The organism is Cobetia sp. SIMBA_158 (assembly GCF_046566945.1).
GTDB lineage: Bacteria > Pseudomonadota > Gammaproteobacteria > Pseudomonadales > Halomonadaceae > Cobetia > Cobetia amphilecti.
The window spans coordinates 1-274 of sequence record NZ_JAWJYL010000340.1 but is presented as its reverse complement, the minus strand read 5'-3'; the positions used below and the strand labels follow the sequence as shown (position 1 = coordinate 274).

At 40.5% G+C, this 274-nt stretch carries 1 protein-coding gene; it reads right to left on the bottom strand.

Going from position 1 to position 274, the window contains the following annotated elements; translation table 11 throughout:
- The coding region (locus R2R70_RS20200; protein WP_410978932.1) for a phage antirepressor KilAC domain-containing protein at positions 1-274 on the bottom strand (274 nt) is incomplete at both ends.

Here is a 274-nt window from a genome sequence, read left to right as displayed (position 1 = left end):
CCAATAAACATCTCTTTCTTCAGTTTCTTGATGAAGTAAACTTGGCCTTTACCTGTGATGCGTGGAGTGAAACTGATCCTTTCAGTCCCATCAGGTAACACAGTAATATTTTGCCTCGCTTCAATTACACCAAGATCCATACTCTTTTGAGACGGTCTGTTCCAATCTTGAGTTAGCAGATAACCTTCTTCTCTAAGCCATGCAAAGAATCGGTTTCTTCCCATAGGAATACCAGCGTTCTTCATCTGTGTTGCAAATTCACCTAGACTAATAG